Source organism: Pseudomonas sp. MF09150, from assembly GCF_059862355.1.
The window spans coordinates 1,090,733-1,108,336 of the sequence record NZ_JCBCUS010000001.1 but is presented as its reverse complement, the minus strand read 5'-3'; the positions used below and the strand labels follow the sequence as shown (position 1 = coordinate 1,108,336).

14 protein-coding genes are annotated in these 17,604 nt (G+C 64.9%); 8 read left to right on the top strand and 6 right to left on the bottom strand.

All coding sequences use genetic code 11. From position 1 onward, the window contains the following. Nucleotides 1-67: 67 nt before the first annotated feature. The 6 genes from AC19YX_RS04600 to AC19YX_RS04575 all read left to right on the top strand — a co-directional run bounded on the left by AC19YX_RS04600 (nucleotide 68) and on the right by AC19YX_RS04575 (nucleotide 9,046). Entirely contained in the window at nucleotides 68-1,582 is a 1,515-nt protein-coding gene (locus AC19YX_RS04600; RefSeq protein WP_500605763.1) for a serine hydrolase domain-containing protein, read from the top strand. Next, complete coding sequence (aptA, locus tag AC19YX_RS04595; protein ID WP_201130487.1) at nucleotides 1,579-2,904, top strand: omega-aminotransferase AptA; 1,326 nt, start codon at nucleotides 1,579-1,581, stop codon at nucleotides 2,902-2,904. Before AC19YX_RS04600 ends, aptA begins: the two co-directional genes overlap by 4 nt. Before the next feature lie 14 nt (nucleotides 2,905-2,918). Further along, nucleotides 2,919-4,337: an aldehyde dehydrogenase family protein gene (locus AC19YX_RS04590; protein WP_500605762.1), complete on the top strand. Its 1,419-nt coding sequence runs from the start codon at nucleotides 2,919-2,921 to the stop codon at nucleotides 4,335-4,337. Nucleotides 4,338-4,636: 299 nt separating this feature from the next. Then, nucleotides 4,637-5,143 (top strand): sigma-70 family RNA polymerase sigma factor, encoded by a 507-nt coding sequence (locus tag AC19YX_RS04585; RefSeq protein WP_020298211.1) that lies wholly within the window; start codon nucleotides 4,637-4,639, stop codon nucleotides 5,141-5,143. After that, entirely contained in the window at nucleotides 5,140-6,105 is a 966-nt protein-coding gene (locus AC19YX_RS04580; protein ID WP_500605761.1) for a DUF4880 domain-containing protein, read from the top strand. The genes AC19YX_RS04585 and AC19YX_RS04580 overlap by 4 nt, the downstream gene beginning before the upstream one ends. A 97-nt stretch (nucleotides 6,106-6,202) precedes the next feature. Next, entirely contained in the window at nucleotides 6,203-9,046 is a 2,844-nt protein-coding gene (locus AC19YX_RS04575) for a TonB-dependent receptor (protein WP_201130490.1), read from the top strand. A gap of 5 nt (nucleotides 9,047-9,051) precedes the next feature. Here the strand turns inward: AC19YX_RS04575 and AC19YX_RS04570 are convergent, their stop codons facing one another. The 5 genes from AC19YX_RS04570 to AC19YX_RS04550 form a co-directional block, all read right to left on the bottom strand. Next, complete coding sequence (locus AC19YX_RS04570; RefSeq protein ID WP_078472617.1) at nucleotides 9,052-9,471, bottom strand: hypothetical protein; 420 nt, start codon at nucleotides 9,469-9,471, stop codon at nucleotides 9,052-9,054. Between the two features lie 154 nt (nucleotides 9,472-9,625). Beyond that, on the bottom strand, nucleotides 9,626-9,919 hold the full coding sequence (locus AC19YX_RS04565; protein ID WP_078472616.1) for a YciI family protein: 294 nt from the start codon (nucleotides 9,917-9,919) through the stop codon (nucleotides 9,626-9,628). A 58-nt stretch (nucleotides 9,920-9,977) separates the two neighbouring features. Further along, nucleotides 9,978-11,285, bottom strand: a complete 1,308-nt coding sequence (locus AC19YX_RS04560; protein ID WP_500605760.1) for an MFS transporter — start codon at nucleotides 11,283-11,285, stop codon at nucleotides 9,978-9,980. 43 nt (nucleotides 11,286-11,328) lie between these two features. Beyond that, complete coding sequence (locus AC19YX_RS04555) at nucleotides 11,329-12,108, bottom strand: SDR family NAD(P)-dependent oxidoreductase (protein WP_500605759.1); 780 nt, start codon at nucleotides 12,106-12,108, stop codon at nucleotides 11,329-11,331. Continuing rightward, on the bottom strand, nucleotides 12,105-12,998 hold the full coding sequence (locus AC19YX_RS04550; RefSeq protein ID WP_500605758.1) for a sugar phosphate isomerase/epimerase family protein: 894 nt from the start codon (nucleotides 12,996-12,998) through the stop codon (nucleotides 12,105-12,107). Before AC19YX_RS04550 ends, AC19YX_RS04555 begins: the two co-directional genes overlap by 4 nt. Nucleotides 12,999-13,127: 129 nt before the next feature. Between AC19YX_RS04550 and AC19YX_RS04545 the strand changes: the two genes are divergently transcribed. Together AC19YX_RS04545 and AC19YX_RS04540 are read left to right on the top strand one after the other, a co-directional pair. Continuing rightward, a complete protein-coding gene (locus AC19YX_RS04545) occupies nucleotides 13,128-14,033 on the top strand; it encodes a LysR substrate-binding domain-containing protein (RefSeq protein WP_500605757.1) in 906 nt (301 codons plus the stop codon). 105 nt (nucleotides 14,034-14,138) lie between these two features. Then, nucleotides 14,139-14,981: an AraC family transcriptional regulator gene (locus AC19YX_RS04540; RefSeq protein ID WP_500605756.1), complete on the top strand. Its 843-nt coding sequence runs from the start codon at nucleotides 14,139-14,141 to the stop codon at nucleotides 14,979-14,981. 86 nt (nucleotides 14,982-15,067) lie between these two features. On the opposite strand, the gene AC19YX_RS04535 is transcribed toward AC19YX_RS04540, so the two are convergent. Further along, nucleotides 15,068-17,527: a TonB-dependent siderophore receptor gene (locus AC19YX_RS04535; protein ID WP_500605755.1), complete on the bottom strand. Its 2,460-nt coding sequence runs from the start codon at nucleotides 17,525-17,527 to the stop codon at nucleotides 15,068-15,070. Between the last annotated feature and the right edge of the window lie 77 nt (nucleotides 17,528-17,604).

Here is a 17,604-nt window from a genome sequence, read left to right as displayed (position 1 = left end):
CAGTAACGGCGGGCAACCGGGTCAGCCTGTTGCCCGCCAAGGCAGTGGAAATGAGGGGATAGATCAGATGACGAGTTTGCCGTTGCGGCGGGCACTGCCCAGCCACCAGCGCGTATCGGCGCGTGGCGTGAGTGATTTCATTGAGGCGGTGAACGCTGCGGGCCTGGAGCTGCACAGTTTCATGCTGTACCGCGACGGTGCGGTGGTGGCCGAAGCGTTTTGGGCGCCGTATCGCGCCGAACGCTTGCATGTTCAGCATTCGGTCACCAAGAGCTGGGTATCCATGGCCATCGGGCTGTTGGTGGATGACGGCGTGCTGTCGCTGGAGGCCAAGGTGGTGGATTTTTTTGCCGCAGATTGCCCGTCACCGATCAGCGCCAATCTGGCAGCCATGACCGTGCGCGATTTGCTGACCATGCGCACCGGCCATCGCCAGGGCATTTCCGGCGGGGCCTGGCGTGGGCGCAGTGAAAGCTGGGTCAAGCTGTTCCTCGATGAACCGGTTGAAGACCCGCCTGGGCAGCAGTTTATCTACAGCAGTGCCTCGAGTTTCATGCTCTCGGCGATTGTCAGCGTGGTCAGCGGCCAGACGGCCTTTGAGTTGTGCAACGCACGTATTTTCCAACCCATGGCCATGGGGACCATCGAATGGGACCTGGCACCTGGCGGCTTCAACACGGGCGGCAATGGCTTGAGTTGCAGCACCGAGGATTTGCTCAAGTTCGGTGTTCTGCACTTGCAACAAGGCCACTGGGAAGGGCAGCAGTTACTGTCCCGGGAGTGGGTGGCCGAAGCCACCCGTGGACATGTCGATGATGTATGGATGGGGGCCTTCGACGGCAAGCGCTACCAGGGTCGCGACTCGAGCGATGCAGGCGTCACGCGCCGTGAAGGCTACGGCTACCAGTGGTGGATGACCCTGCACGGTGGCTACTACGCCTCCGGGGTATTTGGCCAGCAGTGCATCGTCTTGCCACGCCATAACGCGGTGATTGCGTTTACCGCCGGGCTGCCCTTGGGCGAGCGGCGCTTGCACAGCCTGCTCTGGGAACATCTGTTGCCAGCGCTGGGCGTGCCCGCCGACGGCGCGGCGGATGCCGAATTGGCGGCGTTGTTGGCAAGCCAGCGGCGGCCGTCCCTTTCAGGGGCGTCGACTTCGCCGCGTCATGCCGAGTTCAACGGCACATTTGTGATGGAGGCCAACGACGATCACGTCAGCGAAATACGCTTGGTGCTGGGTACTGAACATTGCGACTTCTACCTCACCGACCCCCGTGGCACCCACTGCATTCGCGCCGGCCTGGCCGACGGCATCGAAAGCCGGACCAGCATGACCGGCCATTATTTGCATCACCAATACCAGCCCGAGCTCACCCCGGTGGTGGCGCAGGCGCGCTGGACCGACGACGGGGCATTGAGCATGACCTGGCAGTTTGTCGAGATGGCGTTTTGTGACCGTGTCAGCTGCCGTATCGAGCGCGGCATGTTGTACGTGGACCGCAGCGTCAACGTTAACGCAGGCCCGTTGCAGCGCCCGACGCTGACCGGCCATCCAAGAACCGCTTTGCAGGAGTCGCTATGAACGATATTTCCAACCCGACAGGTGCCGAGTGTGGCGCGTTCTGGGCACCGTTTACCCCGATGCGCCAGTTCCAACAGCAACCGATGATGTTCGCCAGTGCTGACGGCATGTACTACACCACCACCGATGGGCGTCGTGTACTCGATGCAATGGCCGGGCTCTGGTGCGTCAATGCCGGACATGGTCAGCCGAAAATCGTCGAGGCCATTCGCGAGGCGGCGGGGCGCCTGGACTTTGTTTCTTCATTCAAGATGAGCCACCCCCACGCCCTGGAGATGGCCGAGCGCCTGATCGACATCAGCCCGGCCGGCATGCAACAGGTGTTTTTTACCAACTCAGGTTCCGAGGCTGTCGATACCGCGTTGAAGATTGCCCGGGCCTATCACCAGGCCCGCGGCGACAGCCGCCGTACCAAGTTTATCGGGCGTGCCAAGGGCTATCACGGCATGGGTTTCGGCGGGCTGTCGGTGTCGGGTATCGGCCGGCAGAAGCGTGACTTCGGTCCGTTGCTGGGCGAGGTGTCACACCTGCCGCTGCCTTACGACGCGAGTATGCGTTTCAGCGCGGGGCAACCGCAGCAGGGCGTCCATTACGCCGACGCGCTGACCCAACTGTTGGACATTCAGGATCCGAGCACTGTGGCCGCCGTGATCGTCGAGCCGGTGACCGGCTCCGGCGGGGTGTACCCGCCGCCCCAGGGCTATCTGCAACGCTTGCGCGAGATCTGCAGCCGGCACGGCGTGCTGCTGATTTTCGACGAAGTGATCACCGGTTTTGGCCGCGTCGGCGAAAGCTTCGCCGCCCAGGCATTGGGCGTAACGCCAGACCTGATCACCACCGCCAAAGGCCTGACCAACGGCGCCGTGCCCATGGGCGGCGTGCTGGTCAGCGGTGCGGTATACGAAGCGTTCATGGCCGGGCCGGCGAATGTCATCGAGCTGATGCACGGCTACACCTATTCGGCGCATCCGCTGGCGTGTGCGGCCGGGTTGGCGACCATCGAGGTGCACCGCGAACTGGGCATCAATCAACACGTCAACGCGGTCAGCGGGCTCTGGCAGTCGGCCGCGCTGGCGCTGCGGGGTGTGGGGCCGGTGCTGGACGTACGCACCATCGGTTTGCTGTGCGCCGTCGAACTCGAACCGCGCCCCGGTGCCGCCGGCGCGCGTGGCAGTGACGTTGCGCAGTGGTGCTTTGAGCACGGCGTGCTGGTGCGCGGTTCGGGCGACACCATCGTGATTTCACCGCCGTTGGTGATCAGCCAGCAGGAGATCGCCCAGGTGTTCGACACCTTGGCGGCTGCCTTGAATCAGGTGGCCTGAAGGGAGTCGAGGGTATGTCCGATTTGTTTGAGTTCTACATTGACGGCGCCTGGGTCAAACCCCACGGCGAAACTGTCGAGACGGTGATCAATCCGTCCACCGAGCAAAGGGTTGCGCGCATCATCCTGGGCGACGCGCACGATGTAGACCGTGCGCTCGGAGCGGCCCGGCGGGCTTTTCCGGCGTTCGCCGCGAGTTCGCTCGAGGCACGTATCGACTTGCTGCAGCGCATCATCGAAGCCTACAAACGCCACAGCGAGGCGTTGATCGAGGCGGTTCATCTGGAGATGGGCGCGCCGCTGTCCCTGGCCCGAAGCGCTCATGTCCCGGCAGGCCTGGGCCATCTGGCGCAGGCGTTGGAAGTGCTGCGCGAGTACCGCTTCGAACGGCGCCTGGGCCAGACCCTGGTGGTGCGTGAGCCTATCGGCGTGTGCGCCCTGATCACCCCCTGGAACTGGCCCCTCAATCAACTCACCTGCAAGCTCGCACCCGCCCTGGCAGTGGGCTGCACCGTCGTACTCAAGCCCAGTGAGTGTGCGCCGTTGTCAGCGCATATCGTCGCGCAAATCCTGCATGAGGCCGGGGTGCCGAAGGGGGTGTTCAACCTGGTCCACGGCAATGGGCCGGGGGTTGGCGCTGCGCTGGCCAGCCATGCCGAGGTGGATATGGTGTCGTTTACCGGCTCGACCCGCGCCGGCATCGCCGTGGCCAAGGCGGCGGCCGATACAGTGAAGCGTGTGTCCCAGGAACTGGGCGGCAAATCGGCGAATATCCTGCTCGACGACGCCTACCTGCCTAGCGCGGTGCGCCACGGGGTACAGGCCTGTATCCGCAACAGCGGCCAGTCGTGCAATGCGCCAACACGCCTGCTGGTACCGCGCGCGCAGCAACCGGCGGTGATTGATATCGTCCGGGAAGTGCTGGCCCAGGTGTGCTTCGACGACAGTCACCCGACTTCCGCCATCGGTCCCGTGGCCAATGCCCTGCAATTCGAACGGGTACAGGCCATGATCGCCCAGGCCATCGCCGAGGGTTCGCGCTTGATCGCCGGAGGGCTGGGACGACCACAAGGGGTGGAGCGTGGCTACTACGTGCAACCGACGGTATTTGCCGACGTCACCCCGGACATGCTGGTGGCCCGGGAAGAAATCTTCGGCCCGGTCCTGGCGATCATGCCGTACGACAGTGAAGCCGAGGCAATAGCCATCGCCAACGACAGCCCTTATGGCTTGTCAGGCTACGTCACCTCGACCAGCCTCGAACGCAGCCGCGGGGTTGCGCGGCAATTGCGCACCGGCATGGTCCATCTCAATGGCGCCCGCGCCGACCAGGCCGCGCCGTTTGGCGGCTATAAGCAGTCGGGTAACGGGCGTGAGTGGGGGGAGTTGGGGTTTGACGAGTACCTGGAGAACAAGTCGCTGTTTGGCTATTGACGGTTTCAGAGGGGCGCTGCGGGGCGACAGTTAGATCAGCCGGGATTGCCGTGTTGATGATGAGTGGATCGGATCATTGCCGGTTCGACGTGGTCACGAAAATGACTAAGCGTGAGGCAGGCAATGGTGGCGGCATTTCCCGCCCATCATCAGCCCCCGCGAGCCTTGAGCTCCGAGCCGAGGGTGACGGCAGTGAGCGGCACCTTTTCAACGGCGGGCAGGGCTTTGTTTCAGCGCTCTATACAATCCCCACCCGCAAACCATAAAATGAGAAGCATTATCATTAATGCGAATCTCCCATGCACGACAACAGCCTTTTCTCCCCCGTCGCCCAGTTGTATGTGAACCATCACGGCTGGCTGCGGGGGTGGTTGCATCGGCGGTTGGGGCACAGTGCCGATGCCGAGGATTTGGCTCACGACACCTTTATCCGCGTGTTGCGCTCCCAGGAGGATGTGCGTGAATTGCGCCAGCCCATGGCCTTCCTGGCGACCATTGCCAATGGCTTGCTGATCAATCGCTGGCGACGCCAGGCCATCGAGAAGGCGTATCTGGAGGCGTTGGCGGCACGGCCAGAGGCGTACGAGCCGTCGCCGGAAGAGCGGCATTTGATGATCGAGACCCTGTTGCAGCTCGATTCGTTGCTGGTGGGGTTGTCGATGCGGGTGCGACAGATTTTCTTTTTGTCCCAGCTCGACGGTTTGACCTACCCGCAGATCGCCGCGCAGTTGAGCCTGACCGTCGCGCAGGTGCAGCGGGCCATGGGCAAGGCGTTCAGTGTCTGTTATGCGAGCCGTTTCGAATGAGTGAGGCGGTGGTTGATCCCCGGGTGCGCGATTGCGCCATCGATTGGATGGTGCGCATGCAGTCCGGACTGATGGGCACCGCCGATCAACAGGCACTGGAGCAGTGGCGACAGGCGAGTGCCGAACATGAATACGCCTGGCAGCGGGTCAGCAGTTTGCCGCTGCTGTTGCAGCCGGGGGCGAATCTGCTGGGCGATGCCACGGCGCGCCGAGCGCTGGAGGCGGCCGGGGCCGATCCGCAGCGCCGGCGGCAAGTGCTCAAGTGCCTGTTGGCCCTGGGGCTGCTGGGCGGGGTTGGCTGGCAGGGGGCGGAGTCGACCCTGGTGCGGTCGGCGCTGGCGACCTGCCGCACCCGTATCGGCGAGCGGCGACGCTGGGCGCTGGCAGACGGTGGCGCGCTGTGGTTGAACACTGCCAGTGCGGTGAACCTGGAGTTGAGCGCAACGCAGCGCAGGGTGCAGTTGGTCGAGGGCGAAATGGCCCTGGATATGCCGGCTGCGTCGGCTTCGCTGCAACTGCTGAGCGAGGACGCGGTGCTCTACAGCCATGGCGCCCATCTGCTGTTGCGCCAGGATCGACAGGGCACCCAGGTCAGGGTGCTGCGCGGGTTGGTGCAGGTCAGTGCGCGCCATCACTCGGCCCCGGTGCCGCTGCACGCCGGTTGGCAAACCCGGGTCGACGGCCGGGGCGTCGCTACGCCAAGCCCCGTCGATACGGTCCTGGCCCAGGCCTGGCTGCGGGGCATCTTGCCGGCCGAGCGCATGCGTCTGGACCAGTTGCTGGCGGAGCTGTCGCGCTACCGCCCAGGCATTTTGCGTTGCCGTGCCGAGGTCGCGGCCTTGCGCGTGACCGGCAGTTTTCAACTGGACGACACCGATGCCGCACTGGCGTTGGTGGCCCTGGCGCTGCCGGTGCGTATCGAGCACCGGACCCGTTATTGGGTGACGGTGGTGCCGGCCTGAAACTTTTTTTTCGTCGGGACGATAGTTTTTCAGATGTGCTTTGGCCTTTAGGTATTACCCACCGTAACAGGTGGGTCTCGACCCCTAGGAGCCCTGCATGATTTTCCCCGCCCGTGCCTTGTGCACTCACACCCTTGGCGTGCTTTTCCTCAGTGTGCAGCCGCTGTACAGCGTGGCGGCGTTCGCCGCTGCCGAGCGCCAGCACTACAGCATCGAGGCCGGCCCGCTGGATCAGGTGTTGTCGCGGTTTGGCGCCGAGGCCGGCATCAGCATGGCCGGCAGCGCGCTGCTCACGGCGGGCAAGACCAGCCCCGGGCTGCACGGGGATTTCAACCCGGAGGCGGGCTTGACCCAACTGTTGAGCGGGACTGGCCTGAGCTATCAGCGCCAGGCCGATGGCGGCTATGCCTTGCGCGTTGGCCAGGGGCAGGGCGCGGTGGTGCTGCCGGCGCAGCAGGTCAAGGGTGAAAACCCCGAGCAGGCCGAGGTCTACCGGGCGCCGCGCTCGTCGGTGTACATCTCCGGCGAAGACATGCAGCGCTTTGGTGTGGTCTCGGTGGGGGATGTGCTCAAGGGCCAGCCCGGGGTCCAGGTGGGCGACAGCCGCAATGGCGGCGGCCTGGATGTGAATATCCGCGGGATCCAGGGCCAGAGCCGGGTGGCGGTGACGGTGGACGGTTCGCAGCAGGCGCTGGATGTGTATCGCGGTTATGCCGGCACCCAGCAGCGCAGCTACATCGACCCGGACATGATCAGCGACATCAGCATCGACAAGGGCCCGAGCCTGACCTCCAGCGCCATCGGCGGCACGGTGAAGATGCGCACCCTGGGCGTCGGCGACATCCTCAAGGACGGCCAGAACATCGGCCTGCGCCTCAAGGGCGACGTCTGGAACAACGGCGTGGCCCCGGCCTCCCGTGACCCGCACTCCCGGACCGAAGACCTGTACTCGGAACCGCACCAGAGCCGGGGCGGCCTGTTTGGCTCCGAGGCGCAGGCCGGCAGCGCCGCGTTCGCCTATTCCCATGAACGGTTCGACGTGGTGGCAGCCTATGCCCACCGCAAGCAGGGCAACTATTTCTCCGGCAAAAAGGGCCAGGACCGCTACCGCACCTTTGACCGTTATGACCAGGAAGAAACCAGCGTGGCCACCACCTACAACGCTGGCGAAGAGGTGCTGAACTCGTCGGCCGAGACCGAGTCGTTCCTGCTCAAGACCACGATCCGCCCGGCGGACGACCACACCTTCGATTTCGGTTATCGCCGCTATGACGGACGCATCGGCGAGATCATGCCTTCGGATATTTTCCGCTTCGGCACCGGCGGCATTTATCAGTACCCCCTGGGCCATACCAAGATCGACACCTACACCGCGCGCTACAACTACCTGCCCTCGGGCAACCCGTTGGTGGACCTGACTGCCGACCTGTGGATGACCGACGCGCAAACCAGCCAGTTGACCTCATGGTCGGCACCGGCCTCCCAGGCCTTTCGTACCGACCGCGCCTGGAGCCGCCAGGCCAACCGCCGCACGGGCGGTGGCCTGGCCAACACCTCGCGGTTCGAGACCGGTTATGGCGACTTGAAACTGGACCTGGGCGGCTCGTTCCAGCTGGAGGAGCTGCGCCCGCAGAAGGGCGTGCTCACCACCCAGGACGATATCAACGCCAACCGCAGCTTGCGCGAGGGTTCCCGGCAGGAGTTCAGCTTCAACGGCAAGCTGGAGTACAAGCCACTGGACCAACTGACACTGTGGGGGGGCGGGCGATACACCCATTTTCGCAGCAAGGATCAGGTCGCCCAGGCGACGGCGCGCAAGGAGGTACGCGAGCACAAGTACGTGACGGTCAACAAGCCCGGTGACTATGGCTACCTGATGTGGTTCCCGGACCAGAACGGCCTGTACACCGACGCCACCGACCCTCGCCTGAACAACGGGATCGTCTTCAACAACACCAACTACCCGTTCGAGGGCACGCCCTATAACCAATACGGCGCGACCGATACCGACGTCGGCGACGCTCAAGTGGGCAGCGTGGTCAGCGGTTATAACTATTCCGGCAAGGACAGCAACAGCGGCGGCGCCTTTGCCCCGGCCTTCGGCATCAACATCGAAGTGCTGCCGGACACCTTCGTCTATGCCTCCTACACCCAGGGTATTCGCATGCCTTCGTTGTTCGAAACCGGTCACGGCGTGCAGCAGACGACCCCCGGCAAGGGCCTGAAACCCGAGCGCTCGAGCAACTGGGAGATCGGTGCCAGCACCCTGCAAAAAGGCTTGCTGTTCGATGACGACTCGGCGGCGATCAAGCTGGCCTACTTCAACAACAGCATCAAGAACTACATCACCCGCTACTACGACCCGAGCCCGGGCCTGTGGGGCCTGATGCGCTTCAGCAACACCGACAGCTATAAAACCAGCGGCCTGGAACTGCAGACCCACTACGACGCCGGCCGGGTATTTGCCGACCTGTCATCCACCTACTACCTGAAGACCGAAACCTGCGACGCGGCCTTCGCCGCCACCCTGCGCGCCACCGCTAACCCCTACCAGAAAACCAGCGACACGCCGAACTGCACCCCGGGCAGTTTCATGGGCTCCTACACCAACACCCAGAACCCGCCGCGCTTCGCCGGCAACCTGACCACCGGCCTGCGCTTCTTCGACCAGAGCCTGACCCTGGGCACCCGCATCACTTACACCTCGGGGCCCACGGTGACCGCCGACAAACCGTGGCAGACCGGCGCCACCACGCCACAGCTGAACTACCGCGAAGTGGCGCTGTTCGATCTGTTCCTCAACTACAAGTTGCAGGAGCACGCCCAGCTCAATGTCTCGCTGCAAAACCTGACCGACCGCTATTACCTGGACCCGCTGGCGCAAAGTTTCATGCCGGCGCCCGGACGCACCCTGCGGGTGGGGCTGCAAGCCCGGTTCTAAGGCGATCAGGCCTGGGCGTTGACGCCGATCCGGGCCTGCAGCCAGTCCTGATACTGCGCCAGGCTGTCCGTCGCCAGATCGCCGTTTTTCGCGCTCAGGGTCTTGCCCTCCAGGCGCCCGATCTCCAGCAGGTACTGCAAGCCGTTGGCGATATGGGTGGCGTCGCTTTTGCCGAGGGACTGCACGTCGGGCAGTTCGACCTTGTTGCTGCTGGGATCGAAGGTCGCCCAGCTGGGGTTGGCGCGGTAACGGGCGGTCATCTCGGCCGTGGCTTTCTGGCTGTCGAGAAAGCTGGCGTCGAGTTGGGCCTGGAGTTGCGGCGTGGCGTTGGCGACCTCGATCCTGCCGGCCTTGAGAGTGCCGTTTTCCAGCGACTTTCTGAGGGCGTCGACAGCCGGCAATGAAAATGAACTGCTTCCGATCATGGTGGTGCTCCCTGGTTGGTATCCGTGGAACTCAGCAAAACTCGGGCCATGGCGGCGCAGCCTTGCCCGGCAATGGCGTGGCCTGGGCGCTGGGCGAGCAGGTGGCAGCGGCTTGCCGACATTGGCCAGGGCCTGCCGCCCGAGCGCTTCCCGCTTAAGCCCGGGGCGGCAGATTCAGCAGCCTGATCTCGAGGATTTCCACGGTTTCCCAGACCCGTTGCGTGATGTAGGGCTCGTCCTCAAGCCATTGGTCCAGTTCCGCGCGCCGGGCAAAACCCAGGTGCACGTTGGAGCCGATCATTTTGCCTTGGGGGTCCAGCAGTACGCCGCCGCCAAGCAGTCGGCCCTGGTCGGCGAGCTGTTGCAGGCGCTGCAGATGCTGTTCGCGGCAGGCCATGCGGCGTTCCAGGGCATCGTCATAGTCGTGGGCGATCAGGGCAAAGGGCATGGCGGTGTCTCCGAGGTGGGGCGGGCACGGCAATCGCGCAGTACCCGCAGGTAGGGGATCAGGCGCGCTGGGCGAGCGCTGCGTGCGGGCGCTCGGCGGCAGGTTCGCTGGCCGGGCGTGAAAGCAGGGCAGCGATCGCGGCCACCAGGGCCAGGCCACCGATGAAGCAGCCCACGGGCAGCCAGGCATGGCCGTCCCCGAGCAGCGCATAACACACGCTTGGCGAGAAGCCGGCGACGATAAAGCTCAACTGGGTGGCCAGGCCGACGCCGGTGTAGCGCACGCGAATGCTGAACATCTCCGCGTAGAAGGACGGCCACAGGGCATTGGGGGCGCTGTAGACGATCCCCTTGAGCAGCACGGTGCTGAAGATGATCAGCCCGATCTGGCCGGTGGTGATCGACCACAGGAACAGGAACACTCCGGCGCAGCAGGCCAGGGACCCCGCGGCGAAAATGCGCTTCTTGCCGATCCGGTCCGCCAGCAGGCCGAACAGCGGTTGGCAGACCAGGGCCACGACCTGGCTGGCGGCAATCGCCGAGAGCATGGACGCGCGGTCCACCTGCTGGTTATTGGTGGCCCAGGACAGGCCGAAGATAATCACCAGCGACGACACCGAGCAGATCAGGGCGCAACAGAACACCACGACAAAGGCGCGCCATTCCTTGCTGAACATCTCCAGCACCGGAATCTGCGAAGCGTCGTGTTTTTTCGCCATGAACTCGGGGCTCTCATCCACCCCACGGCGGATGATCCAGGTAATCGCCACCATCACCGCGCTCAGCAGGAACGGGATGCGCCATCCCCAGGCCAGCAGCTGTTCTTCAGACAGCATCGACAGCGGGATAAACACCGACGTGGCGAGGATCGAGCCCATGGAGGCGCCGTTGATCAACCAACTGGTGTAGAACGCCTTGTTCTTGCCGGGTGCGTGTTCCATGGTCAGCAGGCTGGCCCCCACCTGTTCGCCTCCGGCGGACAGGCCTTGCAGCAGCCGGCACAGCACCAGCAACGCCGGGGCCCAGGCGCCGATGCTGGCGTGGGTCGGCAGCAGGCCGATGGTGAAGGTCGCCAGGCCCATCAACAACAGGGTCATCATCAGCACCTGCTTGCGCCCGAGGCGATCCCCCAGGTGCCCGAACAGCAGCGCGCCGACGGGCCGGGCGATGTAGCCGACGCCAAAGGTGGCAAGGGCCGCCAGGGTGCCGGCCATGGGGTCATCGGACGGGAAGAAGATTTTGTTGAAGACCAGCGCCGCCGCCGAGCCGTAAATGAAGAAGTCGTAATACTCGACCACGCTGCCGAGAAAACTGCCGAAGGCGGCCCGGCGGGCCATGCTCCGGTTGTCGGGTTGAGGGGTATTCATAAGCAACCTTTATTGTGATTGTGGTGGTTGAACCAAGTGCTGCTCAGCGGGTGCCGAAGGGCGCCAGCTGGCTGCCGCCGCAGACGTGAATGACTTCGGCGGTAATGAACGCAGCGTCGCTGGAAGCCAGGAACGAGGTGGTGTTGGCGATATCCTCGGGGGTGGTCAGGCGCTTGAGCGGGGTGTCGCCGATGGAGCTGTCGGCCATGCGCTGGAAGCTCTCGGCATCGCGCCCATCGAGGGTAAAGGCCGAGGGCAACAGCCCCGGGGCGATGGCATTGACCGTCACGTTGTGCGGCGCCAGCTCCCTGGCCATGGAGCGGGTCAGGCCCACCAGCCCAGCCTTGCACGCGACGTAGGCGGGCGGGCCGCCGGCGACCCAGCAGCGCGAGACGATATTGATCACCCGGCCGCTGGCCTGGGCCTGCCAGTACGGCGCGACCTTCTGGCACAGCAGGGCCGGGCCGCGCAGGTTCACCGCCAGCATGTGGTCCCACTGGGCGACGTCGAAGTCGTAGATCGAGCCCCGGTGGTTGACCGCCGCATTGTTTACCACCACATCGATGCGACCGAAGGCGGCACCGGCCTGGGCGACCATGGCGACGATCGACGACTCATCGCCGAGGTCGGCCTGAATCGCCAGGGCGCTCTGGCCCGGCTCCAGGTGCAGGGTTCGCAGCAGCCCTTGGGCGGCATCCAGGTTCAGGTCCACGGCGACCAGGTCCAGGCCGTCGCGGCACAGGCGCGTGCAAATGGCGCGGCCCAGTTCGCCGGCGGCACCGGTGACCAGGGCCACGCGGCGGTGGGTGTGGGGACTGTTCATTGGCTGATGGCCTCGTGGCGGGAAGAGACGGCGGGCTCGTTGTCGAGCCCCATGTAGTGCCGGACCAGGGCCCGGTTGCGCGACAGTTTCTGCAGGTCGCTGTAGGTGCTTGAAAAGTCCTCGATCGACACCCAGTCGCTGAAGCCACTGGCGCGCAGGGTGGCGAGCATCGCCTGCAGCGGCAGCACCCCGGCGTCGGGTGGGCACCAGTCCCACTGCCAGCCCTGGCCCGGGCCGAGGGGGCGGTAGGCGACGTTTTTGATCTGGACATGGGCCAGGTGCGGGCCCATCAGGTCCAGGGACAACTGCACATCCTCGCGGCCCTCGATGGCCAGGTTGCCGATGTCATAAATGATGCCCAGGTGCTGGTGCGGGTAGTGTTCGGCCACGCGCATGGCCAGGGATGGGCTGGAGCAGATGGTGCGCTGATGCACCTCCAGCACCAGGCGCACGCCCTGGGCCTGGGCCCGCGGCAGGATCTGGTCGAGGAAGCGGCGCATCCGGGCGTAGGCCTCGGGGTAGCGTTCGCCTTCATAGCCGGGGGCCCACAGCCGAATCCGGGCCTGATCGGCGAGGGCGGCGAGGTCGATCATGCGCAGGGTCTGGTCAAGGTCGCCCACGGTCAGGTAAGGGCTGAGGCCAAACACCTTGAGGCCCAGGGCCAGGCAATGGCGCTGGATGCCCTCGATCGCCGCAGCGTTGGGAGCGATGGTGCAGCGGTTGTTGCTGCGGGCGTTCCAGGGTTGGCTCGGGTCGAGCGGGCGGGTATCTGCCACGCGCCACTCGACCCCCTGGTAACCCAGGCGGGCCAGTTCGTCTGCCAGCGCCTCGGGGCTGAGGCTGGGCAGGGACGCGCTGGAGGCGCCTAGTCGCGGCTCGGGGTGGGTCATGGAACGGGTCCTCGCAAGGTCGGTCGGTGAAGTCAGGAGGCATGCTAAATCAAAGATTTGGTTGATTAAATTGATATAAAATCCGCTGTTAATTAACCTGTGGGTTGACTAAAAAGGTGTGTTCCCGCTGTGAGCCAATCCTCGATCAACCTGCGTCATCTGCGTGTCTTTACCGCCGTGGTCAGCTCCGGCAGCCTGGTCACCGCCTCGAAACTGCTGCACATCACCCTTTCCGCCGTGTCCAAGAGCCTCAAGGAGCTCGAGCAGGAGTTGGGGGTGCAGTTGCTGGTGCGGGGGCGCAAGGGGGTGCGCTTCACCGAAGCCGGGGAGGCCTTCCATAAACACGCGGCGCAGACTCTGGCCAGTTTCAACCAGGCCATGGACCCGACCCGGGTCGACACCCAGACCCCGCAACTGCTGCGGGTTGGGGCGTTGCCCACGGCGGCCGGCTACATGCTGGCGCCGGTGGTGGCGCAGATGCGCGAGCGCTATCCCCAGGTGCGGATCCAGGTGCTGTCCGGGGTCTACGATTTTCTGGTGGGCAAGTTGCGCACCCATGACATCGACCTGATCGTCGGGCGCCTGATTGGTCGCGACATGCTCGGCGTGGCTTTTGAAGCGCTGTACGAAGAAGACCTGCTGCTGGTGGTACGCCACGACCATCCCCTGGCCAAACGGGAACACCTGGTGCTGGATGACCTGCTGCCCTATGTGCTGCTGGCCTCGCCCCAAGGCACCCTGGTGCGCATCAGCGTGGATAATTTCCTGCTGTCCAGCGGCGCCGCGAGTGGCTTCCAGATGCTCGAATCCCTGAGCGAAACCTTTTCCCGGGTCTACCTGCAGGATTACGACGCGGTCTGGTTCGTGCAGCGCGGGGTGGTCGACCTTGACCTGCGCCTGGGCGTGGTCCGCGCGCTGCCGTTTGCCAGCCCGCTGCTGCGGGCCCCGGTAGGCTTGACCACACCCACCGATCGCCCGCTCTCGGAAGCGGCCCGGCACTTCATCCAGTTGCTGCGTGACTGGCGCGCTCGATAAGCGCCGGGCGCGGGTGCTTGACGAGATTGAGCAACCCTCGCACGATATTTTTCGCTTCGGCCAAACCCATGGTTCTCAAGATGAGGTGCTTCGTTCGTGGTCATCATGGTTTCCCCTGACCTGGCACCGTCCTGGGACGTGGACAACATCCCGCGCCCGGTCAGTGCGCTGAGTGCGTCCCTGGTGTCCAGGGACTGGGAGCACGCCAGCCATCGACATCGCAAGTCTCAGTTGCTGTATTCGCTGCGGGGCGTGCTCAAGTGCGAGGTGGACGGAGGGGTGTGGATCGTGCCCCCGCACTGCGCGGTCTGGATCCCTGGCGGGCTGGAGCATTCGGTACGCGGCTCGGGTGAGACCCACTGCTATTGCCTGTTCGTCGAGCCCGCTGCGGTCGCCGGCCTGCCCCAGGCCTGCTGCACGATCTCGGTGTCGCCGCTGCTGCGCGAGTTGCTGCTCAAGGCCGCGGGCTTTCCCCAGTTGTATCCGACCCAGGGCCGGGAGGCGCGCCTGATCGGCACCTTGCTCGACGAGTTGTGCGAGGCCCCGGTCGAAGACCTGCACCTGCCGATGCCCCAGGACCGGCGGCTGCGCCAGCTGGCGCAACTGCTCCTGGCGGACCCGTCTTGCAAGGCGACCCTCGGCGATTGGGCCAAGCGCATTGGCCTGAGCGAGCGCAGCATGAGCCGGCTGCTGATACAGCAGGTCGGCATGAGCTTCGGCCGCTGGCGCCGGCAGTTGCACATCATCCTGGCCTTGCAGCGCCTGACCCGGGGCGACAGCGTGCAGAGCGTGGCCCTGGAGCTTGGCTACGAGAGTGCGAGCGGTTTTGTCACCATGTTTCGCAAAGCCCTCGGCAAGCCACCGGCGCGTTACCTGTTCGAGCGGATGGCCACGGCCGAGCCGGCAGGCGAGGCTGCCAGCGTGCCAGGGATCGTGCTGCGGTCCTGATCCTGATGGGATGAGGCCGCTTTCGGCACGGCGGCCATGGGCCGGCGGCAGACGCGGTTCGCGTCCGGCCACCGGTGCCAACGGTTTTAGAAGGTGCCGCGCAGGGTCACTGCGACGTTGCGCGGGTCGCCGTAGTAGTAACCGGTCGCGGTCGCGGCCACCTTCTTGTAGTAGTGCTTGTCGAAGATATTGTTGGCGTTGAGTTGCAGCGAGTACTGCTCGTTGAAGCGGTAGCCCAGCAGCGCGTTGTACACCGCATAGCCGCTTTGAGTGGCCTCGGCGCTGCCGTTGCGCGAGTAGATGTCGCTTTGTGCGCTGACCCCGCCACCGACGGTCCAGGCGGCGTATTCCCCCGGCAGGCGGTAGCTGGAGAACAGCTTCAGCTGGCGCTTGGGGTCGGTGGAGCGCAGGACGTTACCGGTGTTGCCGACGGTGTCCTTGAGGTACTCGGTGGTGGTGTAGGTGTAGCCGCCGCTGACCTGCCAGCCGGGCAGCACTTCGCCGGACACTTCCAGTTCGACGCCGTCGCTGCGGTTCTTGCCGGCGGCGACCTTGCAATAGCCGGCGGTGTAGTTGGGCGGGCAGGGGTTGGGGCTGCTCAGGTCGTCCAGGGCATTGCCCACCTGGTTGATGCGGAACACCGCGAGCGAGGTGTTCAGGCGGCCGCCGTAGAACTCGCCCTTGAGCCCCATTTCATAGGCTTCGCCGGTGACCGGTTCGAGCACTGAGCCGGTGGCATCGGTGGCGCTTTGCGGGTTGAAGATTTCGGTGTAGCTGCCGTACAGGCTGAAGTTCCGGTTCAGGTCGTAGATCAGCGCCGCGTAAGGCACCACTTGCTGATCGACACTGTATTGGCCGGAACTCTTGGTGTTGTTTTCCTGCTCGTAGTCGTACCAGTTCAGGCGCGCGCCGATGATTGCGGTCAGCGGGTCGGCCAGGGAAATGCGCCAGGTGGCGTGGGCCGCTTCCTGGGTGGTGCGGGTGCGCACCGGGTGCGCGGTGATATTGATCGAGGGCTCGGCCAGGCTGGTTTTCGGGTCCCACTGGCGGATGTCGAAGACCCCGGAGGTGACGAAGTTGGTGGCCGAGGCATAGGAGTCGTTGCGGATGCGTTCGACACCGACCATCAGTTCGTGCTCGCGGCCCAGCAGTTCGAAGGGGCCGTTGAGGGTGGCGCTGAGGTTGGTCTGCTGGCTTTCGCCGCCGTCGCCTTCGGTGACCTGGTAGTTCATCAGGTAGGGGTTGGTGGTGCTGGCGCGGGTGAAATAGGTCTGCTTGAAGCCGTTGTCGTCCAGCTCGAACTGGGTGCGGGTGGCCGACAGCTTGAGGGTCCAGTCGTTGTCGAAGTTGTGCTCCAGCTCGCCAAAGGTCTGCAGGTTGCTGCGGTTCCAGCGGTTCCAGTCGGCGCCCAGGTAAGTGCTGCGCGACAGCTTCAGCGGCGAGCCGTCGAAGTTGGCCGGCAGGCCGCCCCAGGACCCCGTGGCCTCAAGCTCGGTGTATTCGATGCCGGTGGTGAAGGTGGTGCGCTCGTCGAGGTCGGCGGCCAGGGCGCCGTAGAACACGTTCTTGCGTTCCATGCGGCTGTCCTGGAACGAGTCCTTGTCGTCGTGCACGGCAATCATCCGTCCCCGGATTGCGCCGTTGTCGGTGAGCGGGCCGGAGAGGTCGGCGACGTAGCGTTGCGCATCCCAGGAGCCGGCAGTGACCGTGGCCGAGGCCTGGAAGTCGCGAGTGGGGCGCTTGCGCACCAGGTTCACCGTACCCGACGGGTTGCCCGCGCCACGCAGCATGCCGGTGGCGCCGCGCAGGATTTCGGCGCGGTCGATGATCGCCGAGTCGCTCTGGATAAACGAACCGCCGCCGCTGCCCTGGACCACGGTGGCGCCGTCGTACTGGATGGCGTCGATCTGGTAGCCGCGCGAGTAGTAGGTGACCCGCTCGCTGTCGGTGTAGTCGACGACGATGCCCGGGGTCTGCTCCATCATGCTCGTCAGGTTGGTGATGTTCTGGTCGTCCAGGCGCTGGCGGGTCAGCACCGATACCGATTGCGGCGTGTGGCGCAGGGTTTGCGGCATCTTGCCGATGGTCACGGCGCCGGTGGTGTAGGAGCCGGAGTGCTCGGTGGTGGCGCCCAGGAGCTCGCTGGAGATGGTGGTCGCGCCCAGTTCCAGGGCGCCGCCGCTGGTGGTGGCCGGCACGAGGATAAAGCTGTTGGCCGACTGTTGCTGGATCTGCACGCCACTGCCCTGCAACAGCAGCGACAGCGCCTGGGCACTGTCGTGGGCGCCGCTGACGCCCCGGGTCTGTTTGCCTTGCAGGCTCGCGGCGTCATAGGACAGGTTGAGCCCGCCCTGGCGCGCCAGTTGTTCCAGGGCCTGGTCCAGGGGACCGGGGGCGATGTTCCAGGTGCGGGCCTGTTGCGCGGTTGCGGGTTGCTCGGCACGTGCCAGCGCGGGCAGGCCGGCGCTGGCCATGGCCAGGCCGAACAGGGCGCCACGAATGGCACGCTGCAGTGGGTCGGGTTGAGCAACGCTTGGGTGAATCATTCGGAACTCCTGCGGAAGAAGGGGGCGAAAATTGCCTTTATTCCTACAGGCCGAACGCGAATGAGAAAGTACCTCAT

Coding starts and splice junctions, on each gene's coding strand:
- AC19YX_RS04600 (WP_500605763.1), top strand. CDS start 68: ATGACGAGTTTGCCGTTGCGGCGGGCACTGCCCAGCCACCAGCGCGTA.
- aptA (WP_201130487.1), top strand. CDS start 1,579: ATGAACGATATTTCCAACCCGACAGGTGCCGAGTGTGGCGCGTTCTGG.
- AC19YX_RS04590 (WP_500605762.1), top strand. CDS start 2,919: ATGTCCGATTTGTTTGAGTTCTACATTGACGGCGCCTGGGTCAAACCC.
- AC19YX_RS04585 (WP_020298211.1), top strand. CDS start 4,637: ATGCACGACAACAGCCTTTTCTCCCCCGTCGCCCAGTTGTATGTGAAC.
- AC19YX_RS04580 (WP_500605761.1), top strand. CDS start 5,140: ATGAGTGAGGCGGTGGTTGATCCCCGGGTGCGCGATTGCGCCATCGAT.
- AC19YX_RS04575 (WP_201130490.1), top strand. CDS start 6,203: ATGATTTTCCCCGCCCGTGCCTTGTGCACTCACACCCTTGGCGTGCTT.
- AC19YX_RS04570 (WP_078472617.1), bottom strand. CDS start 9,471: ATGATCGGAAGCAGTTCATTTTCATTGCCGGCTGTCGACGCCCTCAGA.
- AC19YX_RS04565 (WP_078472616.1), bottom strand. CDS start 9,919: ATGCCCTTTGCCCTGATCGCCCACGACTATGACGATGCCCTGGAACGC.
- AC19YX_RS04560 (WP_500605760.1), bottom strand. CDS start 11,285: ATGAATACCCCTCAACCCGACAACCGGAGCATGGCCCGCCGGGCCGCC.
- AC19YX_RS04555 (WP_500605759.1), bottom strand. CDS start 12,108: ATGAACAGTCCCCACACCCACCGCCGCGTGGCCCTGGTCACCGGTGCC.
- AC19YX_RS04550 (WP_500605758.1), bottom strand. CDS start 12,998: ATGACCCACCCCGAGCCGCGACTAGGCGCCTCCAGCGCGTCCCTGCCC.
- AC19YX_RS04540 (WP_500605756.1), top strand. CDS start 14,139: ATGGTTTCCCCTGACCTGGCACCGTCCTGGGACGTGGACAACATCCCG.
- AC19YX_RS04535 (WP_500605755.1), bottom strand. CDS start 17,527: ATGATTCACCCAAGCGTTGCTCAACCCGACCCACTGCAGCGTGCCATT.